Annotated in this window: 9 protein-coding genes and 1 pseudogene; 3 read left to right on the top strand and 7 right to left on the bottom strand. The window is 73.9% G+C overall.

Translation table 11 applies throughout. The annotated features are described in order from the left end of the window. Window positions 1–32 precede the first annotated feature (32 nt). Entirely contained in the window at window positions 33–365 is a 333-nt protein-coding gene (locus ECOMGDLI_RS04125; RefSeq protein WP_088314083.1) for a rhodanese-like domain-containing protein, read from the bottom strand. A gap of 46 nt (window positions 366–411) precedes the next feature. Between ECOMGDLI_RS04125 and ECOMGDLI_RS04120 the strand changes: the two genes are divergently transcribed. The 3 genes from ECOMGDLI_RS04120 (at window position 412) to ECOMGDLI_RS04110 (ending at window position 2,748) form a co-directional block, all read left to right on the top strand. Beyond that, window positions 412–1,056: an SSI family serine proteinase inhibitor gene (locus ECOMGDLI_RS04120; protein WP_158220892.1), complete on the top strand. Its 645-nt coding sequence runs from the start codon at window positions 412–414 to the stop codon at window positions 1,054–1,056. Window positions 1,057–1,165: 109 nt separating this feature from the next. Then, entirely contained in the window at window positions 1,166–1,870 is a 705-nt protein-coding gene (locus tag ECOMGDLI_RS04115) for a GntR family transcriptional regulator (RefSeq protein WP_143447505.1), read from the top strand. 167 nt (window positions 1,871–2,037) lie between these two features. Then, complete coding sequence (locus ECOMGDLI_RS04110; protein WP_143447504.1) at window positions 2,038–2,748, top strand: hypothetical protein; 711 nt, start codon at window positions 2,038–2,040, stop codon at window positions 2,746–2,748. 419 nt (window positions 2,749–3,167) lie between these two features. Here the strand turns inward: ECOMGDLI_RS04110 and ECOMGDLI_RS04105 are convergent, their stop codons facing one another. The 6 genes and pseudogenes from ECOMGDLI_RS04105 to ECOMGDLI_RS34430 form a co-directional block, all read right to left on the bottom strand. Continuing rightward, a complete protein-coding gene (locus ECOMGDLI_RS04105; protein WP_088314074.1) occupies window positions 3,168–3,794 on the bottom strand; it encodes an isochorismatase family protein in 627 nt (208 codons plus the stop codon). Window positions 3,795–3,807: 13 nt separating this feature from the next. Then, complete coding sequence (locus tag ECOMGDLI_RS04100; RefSeq protein ID WP_088314071.1) at window positions 3,808–5,685, bottom strand: hydantoinase B/oxoprolinase family protein; 1,878 nt, start codon at window positions 5,683–5,685, stop codon at window positions 3,808–3,810. 30 nt (window positions 5,686–5,715) lie between these two features. Then, window positions 5,716–7,776, bottom strand: coding sequence for a hydantoinase/oxoprolinase family protein (locus ECOMGDLI_RS04095; protein ID WP_088314068.1), 2,061 nt, complete (start codon window positions 7,774–7,776; stop codon window positions 5,716–5,718). A gap of 123 nt (window positions 7,777–7,899) precedes the next feature. Continuing rightward, window positions 7,900–9,111: a CoA transferase gene (locus ECOMGDLI_RS04090; RefSeq protein ID WP_088314086.1), complete on the bottom strand. Its 1,212-nt coding sequence runs from the start codon at window positions 9,109–9,111 to the stop codon at window positions 7,900–7,902. 86 nt (window positions 9,112–9,197) lie between these two features. After that, window positions 9,198–9,896, bottom strand: coding sequence for a GntR family transcriptional regulator (locus tag ECOMGDLI_RS35780; RefSeq protein ID WP_088314065.1), 699 nt, complete (start codon window positions 9,894–9,896; stop codon window positions 9,198–9,200). A gap of 124 nt (window positions 9,897–10,020) precedes the next feature. Continuing rightward, window positions 10,021–10,460 (bottom strand): annotated as a pseudogene (locus ECOMGDLI_RS34430) (hypothetical protein); the annotation flags it as partial.

The following is a 10,460-nucleotide window of genomic DNA, read 5'->3' as shown; positions in this document are numbered from 1 at the left end:
GGCCGGCGTCCGGAGCGGGGGCGGCGGGGGCGTCAGCGGACGAACGGCTCTGCCCCGGTCTCGCTGACCATGGGGCGACCGGCATCCGCCCACGCTCCCATGCCTCCGTCGACGTTCACCGCGTCGACACCATTCTGTGACAGCCATGCTACTGCGCGTGAAGAGCGGCCGCCGGAACGACAGATGACATAGACGTCCGCGTCGGCCGGGATCTCCCCGAGGCGCACCGGGACGTCCGCCAGCGGGATGTGCTGGGCGCCTTCGACGTGACCGGCGACCCACTCGTCGTCCTCGCGGACGTCGACGATGTGCGCACCGGCCGGGACGGCGCTCGCGGCCACGGACGGGACCGACGGGGGGAACATGGCTGACCTCCACGGACGACGACGCGGCGGCACCTATCCTTCCAGGGTGGTGACGCTCCGGACGGCACGGGGGGCCGTGGTGCCGGCGGCCGTCGTGCTCCTGACGACGACGCTCGCCGCGTGCTCGGGCTCCTCGGCGGTGACGACGTCCGCCGCGCCCTCCTCCTCGGCGACGTCCGCGCCCGCCGTGACGACCACGTCCGCGACGTCGTCCGCACCCGTGTCGAAGACCAGGACCGCGACCCGGACGGCGTCCCCGGACCCCGCCTCGACCCGGACCGTCTACGCCGGGCCGGAACGGACGAGCACCCTCGTGCCCTGGGACGAGCCGACGGCCAAGGTCACCGGCAGCGGCCGGACGCCGTCCGCGGCGGCCGGCTCGGCGGACCTGAAGATCCTGCTCGACGACGGCTTCGGCATCCGCGCGACGTGGACACTCACGTGCGACCCGGCCGGCGGCTCGCACCCGGCGCCGGCCGTCGCCTGCGGCGTCCTCGGGGCGAACGGGGCGAAGGCCCTGAAGGCCTCGACGTCGGCGACGTGCGCCGAGCAGTACGGCGGACCGCAGAAGGCGCTCGTCACGGGCACCTGGCGCGGTGCGCCGGTGAAGAGCCAGTTCACCCTCGAGAACGCCTGCGAGGTCGGGCGCTGGACGGCCATGATCGGTCTCCTGCCGCCGGGCGGGGTCTGACCGGAGATCACGGACGGGTGACGCGACGAGCGTCATAGCGTCGCGGCGGGCCCGACGTGCCATCCTCGTCGGAACCTCGGGACGGACCGGGTGCGGGGAGGAGGGATCCGTGGCGCACGACGCAGTGGGGCACGTCGAGCAACCCGCGCCGGACGCCGGGTCCCCGGCCGCGTCCGGTTCGGGCGGTGTCGTCCGGCTCGCCGACGACGTCTACCGGACCCTGCGCGACGACATCCTCATGGGCCGGCTGCGGCCCCGGGACCATCTCGTCGAGGTCGACCTGGCCGAGCGGCTCAACGTGAGCCGGACGCCGATCCGGGAGAGCCTGCAGCGCCTCGCCGCCGACGGGCTCATCGTCAGCCACCGGCGGCGCTGGGTCGTCTACGAGCACACGCTCGACGAGATCAAGGACATCTACGAGGTCCGGATGGCGCTCGAGGGCTACGCGGCCCGGCTGGCCTGCCAGCGCGCCACGGAGGAGCAGGTCACGGCGCTGTCGGCGTTCTTCGACGCGCGGCCGCAGGAGCCCGGGCGGGGCAACCCGTCGTTCGTCGACTTCAACACGACCTTCCACCAGCTCATCACCGAGGCCGCGAACAACGGGTACTTCCAGCGGCTGGCCGACAGCAACCGGTTCTACTCGTTCAACATCCAGCTCGCCCAGCGGTACGACCTGCAGGACGTCACGGACTCCAACCAGCAGCACCGGGCGATCCTCGACGCGATCGTCGGGCGCGACCCGGACGCCGCCGAGCGAGCGGCCCGCGCGCACGTCGAGTTCTCGCTGCGGCTCATCGTCGAACGGCTCGCCTGACCCTGCCGGGGCCGCTCCCGGGGCGCATACCGCCCTCCTGTCATCGCCGCAGGTCACAGCCGGGTCACGGGTGTGCTCCGGTGCCTTGAGCGCGGACGCCGCACGGTGCACACTTCGGTTCTCGGTGGTCGGAGGCCGCCGGTGTCTCAGGGGGGTTCGTCGTGGTCATGGACACGGGGGTCGAGCACGGCCGCCAGCCGGACGGGGGTGCCGGGCATGCATCACCGGACGGCGGGGGCGGACCGGGCCGGGAGAGCACAGGGCGCGACGTCGCGAGGCCGCACCGGCCGCCGCCGATGCCGGTCTACGAGGACGCGCCGACGACGATCCTCGACCTGAGGGCGGTGTTCGCCGAGGCCGGCCCGCAGGACGCACCGCCGCTCGGGGTCGTCACCGTCGAGCGGGAGCGCCCGTTGCGGGCGGCGCTCGCCTTCATGGGGGTCCTCGGGCTCATCGCGGTCGCCGCGGGCGGTGCCGTCGTCGGCACCGCCGCCGCCGGCAAGGCCCTCTACGACCGGCTCACCGGGCCGCCGCAGTGCTCGGCCTCGCAGGTCGCCGCCGGCACGGCCCTGGAGACCTGGCTCCTCGACGCCGCCCGGCAGGCCGCCGGCGGCGCCGCCCAGGTCACCCGGACCGGCTGCATGACCGAGGGCATCGTCGTCCCGCCCGAGGGGCAGGCGGTCTCGACGACCGTCGCCGCGGGCAAGCCGACGTCCAAGGTCGTCGCCGCCCTCAAGAGCCGCGACTGCACGTTCGGCCAGGCCAGCCCGAGCGGCGTCCGGACGTGCACCGTCACGGTCGCCAACAAGCTCGCCGCGCTCGAGCTGAGGCCCGCGAAGGACAAGAAGACGACGACGTTCACGGTCACGTACCGCTGAGCCTGGGGTTGAGCGGTCGGGCCGACCTCGCCGGGGTGGGCGGGGCGCCCGGGTGGCGTGCGACGGGTGCCTCCGGGGCGTGCGGCGGGTGCTCCTGGGGCATGCGGCGGGGTCTGGTGGCGTGCGGCCGTGGGTGCATGGTGCGCGGTGCAGGAGCGCCCGCACTCATGCACCCATCGCTGCACGGCCGCGCCCGGGCGATCGATGCAGGGATCGATGCGAGGTCGGCGGGGCGATCACCCCGTAGACGGCACATCGATCCGCACATCGATCGCGATCACGCGCCTGAGCGCCGGCCCCCGGGTGAGGGCGACGCGCTCCGGCGCGCCCGTGCGGCCGTGGGTGCATCGTTCGCGGTGCCGGAGCCCCGGATCCACGCACCCATCGCTGCACATCCGTGGCGGCCGGTCGGCCGCCCCTCAGCGGGACAGCGCCGCGACCGCCTCGGCCTCGGTGACGACGTCGGCGTACTTGGCGCCGAGGTCGAAGAGGTTCGCCGCGTGCGGGCGCGGGTCGCGGTCGCCGACGGCGTCCGCGACGACGACCGGGACGAAGCCGTGCTGGAGCGCGTCGACGGCACTGGCCCGGATGCACCCGCTCGTCGTGAGGCCGACGAGGACGACCGTGTCGACGCCCAGGGCGCGCAGGGTCGAGGCGAGTGTCGTCCCGAAGAACGCCGACGCGTACTGCTTCGTCACGACGACCTCGCCCGGCAGCGGCGCCAGGGCGGGGGCCGGCTCGGCGAGCGGGCTGCCCTCCTCGAAGACGCGCAGAGCGGGCACCTTGCGCCAGAAGTGGCCGGCGTCCGCGCCGCCGCGGGCGATGACGACCTTCGTGTGGACGACGGGCACCCCGGCGGCCCGGGCGGCCGCGACCAGCCGGGCCGCCGAGGCGACGGCCTCCTCGACCCCCGCGTAGAGCGGCGAGGCTCGGTCGAGGTACGCCATCGCGACGTCGACGACGAGCACCGCCGGGGTCGCCCCGAAGCCGAGCCGCACCCCGAAGCCCGGCGGGGCGTCGCCGGGTTCGGGGCGCGGCTGCGTCATCGGGAGGCTCCCGTCAGGCCGGCGCGACGACCCGGCGGAACACCGGCGGCTGCGGGGCGGGCAGGCCGGTCTCCTCCAGGCACCGCTCGCGCAGCTCGTCGATCGCCGGGCCGAACTCGAACACCTTCGTACCCCCGCGCTCGGCGGACAGCCGCTCGCGCAGCGCGGACGTCGCGGCCTCGTCGACGCCGCCGTCCCCGGTGAGGACGACGCCGTACCGGGCCGCCCCCTCGGCGGTGACCAGGCCGCGCTTCACCTCGAGCGCGACGAGCGCCGGGTCGCGGGTGTACGGGTCGCCGAAGCCGCCGCCGCCCCACGTCACGTAGTGCAGGACGTCGCCGACCGCGACCTTGACGTTGTCGCACTTGCTCGGCAGCACCTCGCGGCTGCCGTCGGCGCGGTCGAGCCACTTGCGCGACCGCATCCCCGGCTCGCCGCCGTTGACGCCCCACGGGTAGGTGAACCAGCGGTCGTCGTGGATCGAGATGGTGCCCGGCTCGAGGAACCGGTAGGCGATGTCGACGCCGTTGCCGCCGCGGAAGAACCCGGGGCCGCCGGAGTCGGCGACCGTCTCGTACCGCTCGATCCGCAGCGGGAAGTACGCCTCGAGGAACTCGTTGGGCACGTTCGTGAACGAGGGCCACAGCGAGTGCCCGTCGGGGCCGTCGCCGAACGGTCGGCCGGGGATGCCGCCGAAGCCGATCTGGTAGAGCTGGAACCACTCGCCGGTGTCGGTCCGGTTGCCGGAGTACATGAGGTGCGGGGACGACGAGAAGCCGGCCGCGCAGAGGAACTCCGGCTGCCGCTGCCCGAGCAGGCCGCCGAGGATGTCGAAGATCCGGCCGAGCCCGTGCGTGCGGCAGGACAGCGCGGCCGGGTAGTCCGGCTTGAGCAGGGTGCCCTGCGGGATCCGGACGTCGACGAGCGGGTAGTAGCCGTCGTTCCACAGGATCTGCGGGTCGAAGACCATGATCATGTAGATCCCGAAGAACATCTTGTAGAGGTTCTCGTTGAGGTAGTAGTTGATCGAGCCCGGTGACTGCGGGTCGGTGCCCGTGAAGTCGAGGACGACCCCGTCGCCCTCCCGGTACATCGAGCAGTGGATCTTGTACGGGCCGAAGCCCATCCCGTCGTCGCAGATGTAGTCGGTGAACGTCAGCGTCTCGTCCGCCGGGATCGTCGTCGCGATGAGCTGCTTCATCGCGAGGAAGTTGCGCTGCAGCAAGGCGTTGAGCGTCGAGACGTACGTCTCCGGGCCGAACCGGTCGCACAGCTCGACGATCCGGCGGCCCGCTGTGCGGCACGCCGCGACGATCGCGTTGAGGTCGCTGCGGTTCCAGTCCTTCATCCGCACCTGGTTGAGGATGAGCCGCAGCATGTCGTCGTTGAGCTCACCGGCCTCGTACAGCTTGAACGGCGGGATGAGCACGCCCTCCTCGAAGATCGAGGTGGCGTCGGTCGGGAGCGAGCCGGGGACCTTGCCGCCGACGTCCGTCATGTGCCCGAACATCGCGGCCCAGCCGACGATCCGCCCGGAATGGAAGATCGGCATGACGACGAGCCAGTCGTTGGCGTGGCTGATCGCCGCGCCGCAGGCGTACGGGTCGGACGTCATGAGGACGTCGCCCTCCTCGACCGTGCCGTCGAAGCCGGCGAGGAAGTCCGGGATCGACAGGCCGAACTGGCCGACGACCATCTTGCCGTCGGGGTCGGCGATGAGCGGGAACTCGTCGTGCTGCTCCCGGATGCCGGGGCTCATCGCCGTCCGGAAGAGGACGGCGTCCATCTCGTAGCGGGCGTTGCGCAGGGCGTTCTCGATGATGTCGACGGTGACGAGGTCGACGTCGACCGCCGCCAGCGGGGTCGTGTTCGTCTCGACGAGCGTGGCCATGGGGTGCTCCTTCCGTTGCGGGGCGCGCGCTCAGGCGGCGTCGAGGGGGCGGATGAGGATCGTGCCGACGGCGTCGACGGTGCCGGCGTGGCCGGGCAGGATCAGCGTCGTCGAGTCCATCTCCGTGACGACCGCGGGGCCGGTCACGACGTTGCCGGCGGCCAGGAGCGCGCGGTCGTAGAGCCCGGCGTCCGCCCAGGCCCCGTCGACGTAGACCCGGGTGTCGCCGACCCGTGCGGCGGACGCGTCGGCGGTGCCCGCGGGCAGCTCCGGTGCGCTCACCGTCGGCGGGCGGCCGGTGACGACGGCCCGCAGGTTGACGAGCTCGTGCTCGGCGTCGAGGGCGAAGGTGAACAGGCGGGTGTGCTCGGTGTCGAACCGGGCGCCGACGGCGGCGAGCCCGCCGTCCCCGAGGGTGGCGGCGTCCACCGGCACCGGCACCTCGAAGCCCTGCCCGTGGTAGCGGACGTCGACCGTGTAGGTGACGGTCTGGTCCTCGCGCGCGACGCCCTCGGCATCGAGCCGGCCCTGCGCCTCGGCGGCGAGCTCGGCGAGCGCCTCCGCGACCTCGGTGTCGCTCGTCTCGGAGAACCGTCGGATGAACGTGCGCGCGCTCTCGTCGCGCAGGCTCGTCGTCGCGTCGCCGTACGCGCACAGCACGCCGGGCGACGGCGGCACGATGACCGGCCACGACCCGAGCAGCTTCGCCAACGCGTTGGCGTGCAACGGACCTGCCCCGCCGAACGCGACGAGCGCGAAGTCGCGCGGGTCGAAGCCCTGCTGCACCGACACCAGCCGCAGCGCCCCGAACATGTTCTCGTTGACGATGTCGACGATGCCCGCGGCGGCGGTCTCGGCGTCCGCGAGACCGATCGCGTCGGCGACGGTCTGGACGGCGGCCCGCGCGGCGTCGACGTCGAGGGTCATCTCGCCGCCGACGAGGCTCGGCGGCAGGTAGCCGAGGACGACGTTCGCGTCGGTGACGGTCGGCGCCTCGCCGCCGCGGCCGTAGGCGGCCGGGCCGGGCTCGGCCCCGGCGGACTGCGGGCCGACCCGCAGCGCCTTCGTCAGCTCGGGGACGTGCGCGATCGAGCCGCCGCCGGCGCCGACGGTGCGGACGTCGACGGACGACGCCCGCACGTTGAGCGAGCCGACCGTCGTCTCGCGGCCGATCCGGGGCTGCCCGTCCTGGACGAGCGCGACGTCCGTGCTCGTGCCGCCCATGTCGAACGTCAGCAGGTCGGAGTAGCCGGACTGCCGGGCGACCCAGGACGCACCGGAGACCCCGCCCGCGGGGCCGGACATGAGCAGCTGCACCGGTGCGGCGGTCGCCGCCCCGACCCCGGCGAGGCCGCCGTCGGAGCGCAGCACGTGGAGCGAGCCGCTGATCCCCTTGCCGCGCAGGGCCGCCTCGAGGTTCGTCAGGTAGCGGCCGACCGTCGGGCGGACGTAGGAGTTCGCGACCGTCGTCAGGGTGCGCTCGTACTCGCGGATCTCCGGGAGGATCACGCTCGACAGCGAGATCGGGACGCCGGGGATCTCCTCGGCGACGAGCTCGCCGATCCGCTGCTCGTGCGCGGTGTTCGCGAACGAGTTGATGAGCGCGACGGTCACGGCGTCGACGCCCTGGGCCCGCAGGTACTTCAGCTTGGTGCGCAGGTCGTCCTCGTCGAGCGCGGTGACGACCTCTCCGCGGGCGTCGACCCGCTCGACGGCCTCGACCGTGTTCTCCAGCGCCGCGAGCGGTTCCGGCTTGGGCCAGATGATCCAGGCGGCGAGACCGCCGGGCACGAACGAGCGGGCCACCTGGAGCACCTGCTTGTAGCCCTGGGTCACGACGAGGCCGACCGTGGCGCCCTTGCCCTCGAGGACGGCGTTCGTCGCGACCGTCGTCCCGTGCATGACGTGGTCGATCGCCGACGGCTCGATCCCCGCGAGGGAGCAGACCTTGTCGATGCCCACGAGCACCCCGACCGACTGGTCGGCGGGCGTCGAGGGGGTCTTCGCGCGGTGCGTCGCGCCGGTGTCCTCGTCGATGAGGAGCAGGTCGGTGAACGTGCCACCGACGTCCACTCCGAGCCGGTACGTCATGGCTGTTCCTCCAGGGGGCTACGTCTCATGCGGTGGGGTGGGGCCGCGGAACGGTAGGACCTTCTGCTGTGGAACTGGTGCGCTGGAACGCGTTCGGTGGTGCGCAGTGCTCGGACGTGCGGGTCAGACGTGGCCGGCGGCGGCGAGGTCGTCGACCTCGCCGTCGGTCAGGCCGAGGATGCCGGTGAGCACCGCGCGGGTGTGCTCGCCGAGGTCGGGGCCGGTCCAGCGGACCGAGCCGGGGGTGCGGGACAGCCGGGGCGCGACGTTCTGCATCGCGAGCTCGCCGAACCGCTTGTCGGGCACCCGGACGATCGAGCCGCGGGCCGCGAAGTGCGGGTCCCGCAGCATGTCCTGCGCCCGGTACGTGCGCCCCGCCGGGACGCCGTGCTCCTCGAGGAGCACGAGCAGGTCGTCGGCGAGGTAGCCGGCCGACCAGCGGGAGATCCGCTCGTCGAGCTCCTCCTGCGCGCTGCCGCGGGCGCCGTGCGTCGCGTACCGCTCGTCGTCCGCGAGCTCCGGCTCGCCCATCGCCGCGGCGAGCCGGCGGAAGACGGTGTCCTGGTTGGCCGCGACGAGGACCGTCTGGCCGTCCTTCGTCGGGTAGACGTTGGACGGCGCGACGTTCGGCAGGATCGCCCCGGTCCGCTCGCGCTGGTAGCCGGCGACCTGCCACTCGGTGACGAGGCTCTCCATCATCGCGAGGACCGCCTCGTAGATCGCCGCGTCGACGACCTGCCCGCGCCCGGACCGCTCCCGCTCGGTGAGCGCGGCGAGCGTGCCGATGCACGCGTACGTGGCGGCGAGCGAGTCGCCGAGCGAGATCCCGGCGCGGGACGGCGGCCGGTCGGCGTCCCCGGTGACGTACCGGATGCCGCCCATCGCCTCGCCGATGGAGCCGTACCCGGCCCGCGGCGAGTAGGGACCGGACTGGCCGAACCCGGTGACGCGGGTGAGGACGAGCCGCGGGTTCACCTCGGCGAGCGCCTCGTAGCCGAGGTTCCAGCGCTCGAGGGTGCCCGGGCGGAAGTTCTCGACGACGACGTCGCTCGTCGCGACGAGCCGGCGGACGAGGTCCTGGCCCTGCGGCGTCCGCAGGTTCACCGTGACGGACTTCTTGTTCCGCGCGACGACCGGCCACCACAGCGACTGGCCGTGCGGCTTCTCGCGGCCCCACTGCCGCATCGGGTCGCCGACCCCGGGCGGCTCGATCTTGAGGACCTCGGCGCCGAGGTCGCCGAGGAGCTGGCCGCAGAACGGGCCGGCGAGCAGCGAGCCCATCTCGACGACGCGGATCCCGGCGAGCGGGCCGTCCCCCGGCTGCGCGGCCGGCATCGCTGAGGCGTCGCGCGCGCCGTCCACCGGGCCGCCGTCCACCGGGGCGCCGTCCGCGGGTGCGCCGCCCGGCGTTCCGTCGTCCGTCACGATGCCTGCCCTTCGGGGTCGGTGGCCGCGGAGCCGCTCGCGTCGTCCCGGTGCGAGGCGAGCAGGACGGCGCGCGCCGCGAGCACGTGCGAGCGCATGACGGACTCGGCCCACGCGCCGTCCCCGGCCCGGAGCGCGTCGACGATCTCGTGGTGGTGGGCGTGGCTGCGGGCCAGCGCGGCCGGGGTGTACCGGTGGTAGGTGCGCATGACGAGCGGCAGCTGGACGAGCCCGGCGAGGGTCGCCGCGAGCCGGTCGCTGCCGGCCGCGCCGACGATCACGGCGTGGAAGCGGGCGTTGAGCGCCGCGAGGTCGGCGAAGTCGCCGGGCGGGCGGTGCCCGAGGCTCGGGTCCACCGTGACCATCTCGGCCGCGAGCGCCGCGAGCTCGTCGACGACCTCGGCGGTGACCTGGCCGGCGGCCCGCCGGGCGCCGAGGCCCTCGAGGACGGCGCGAAGCTCGTAGGTCTCCTCGAGGTCCTGCGCCGTCCACGTCCGGACCCGGGCGCCGCGGTTCGGCAGCACCTCGACGAGCCCTTCGGAGCCGAGCCGGCGCAGCGCCTCGCGGACCGGCGTCCGGGAGGTGCCGAGATCGGCCGCGACCTCGATCTCGCCGAGCCGGTCGCCGAAGCCGTAGCGGCCGTCGAGGATCCCCGCGCGCAGGGCCGCGTAGACCCGGTCGGACGCCTGCGACACGACACCTCCCCGAGGTGGGCGGTCTGGATTGCATGCAATCTAGGTCGCCGCTCCGGGTCAGACAAGAGATCGACGCACAGAACTTCGGGGACTCATGACGATTGCATGCAGGACGGCGGCTGCCTCAGGCCGCGCGCAGCCACCGCGTCGTCGACGGCCAGTAGGTCTCGGCGAGGCCGACGACGGCGACGAGCGCCCAGAACACCGCGAGCCGCTGCAGCGCCGGCACGCCCGAGGTCGCCGCGGAGCCGAGCAGCGCGACGGGCAGCACGTGCAGGGCGGCGCTCAGGGGCTGGAGCGCCCGGCGGCGTCCGCGGACGGCGCGCAGCGTGAGCACGCCGAGCACCACGAGTGCCGCCGACACCACGGCGGCGAGGGCGGAGAGCAGCGCGGCGACGTCGCCGAGGCCGCCCTCGTCGCGCGCGGCGAACCCGATGCCGGCCGAGACGACGGCGAGGACCGTGACGAGGGCGAGGAGCACCGTCTCGACGACGACGAGCACGGTGAGCCCGCGGACGGCGGCCGGCCGGGCGGTGGCCGACGACGGTCGCGAGGGCGGGCCGG

The sequence above is a fragment of the Kineosporia sp. R_H_3 genome (assembly GCF_002198675.1).
Lineage (GTDB): Bacteria > Actinomycetota > Actinomycetes > Actinomycetales > Kineosporiaceae > R-H-3.
This window is presented reverse-complemented; position numbering and strand designations above follow the sequence as displayed.

Excerpts from the sequence above, each read along its gene's own strand:
- ECOMGDLI_RS04105 (WP_088314074.1), bottom strand. The coding sequence starts at position 3,794 with ATGACGCAGCCGCGCCCCGAACCCGGCGACGCCCCGCCGGGCTTCGGG.
- ECOMGDLI_RS04090 (WP_088314086.1), bottom strand. The coding sequence starts at position 9,111 with ATGCCGGCCGCGCAGCCGGGGGACGGCCCGCTCGCCGGGATCCGCGTC.
- ECOMGDLI_RS04125 (WP_088314083.1), bottom strand. The coding sequence starts at position 365 with ATGTTCCCCCCGTCGGTCCCGTCCGTGGCCGCGAGCGCCGTCCCGGCC.
- ECOMGDLI_RS04095 (WP_088314068.1), bottom strand. The coding sequence starts at position 7,776 with ATGACGTACCGGCTCGGAGTGGACGTCGGTGGCACGTTCACCGACCTG.
- ECOMGDLI_RS04100 (WP_088314071.1), bottom strand. The coding sequence starts at position 5,685 with ATGGCCACGCTCGTCGAGACGAACACGACCCCGCTGGCGGCGGTCGAC.
- ECOMGDLI_RS04110 (WP_143447504.1), top strand. The coding sequence starts at position 2,038 with ATGGACACGGGGGTCGAGCACGGCCGCCAGCCGGACGGGGGTGCCGGG.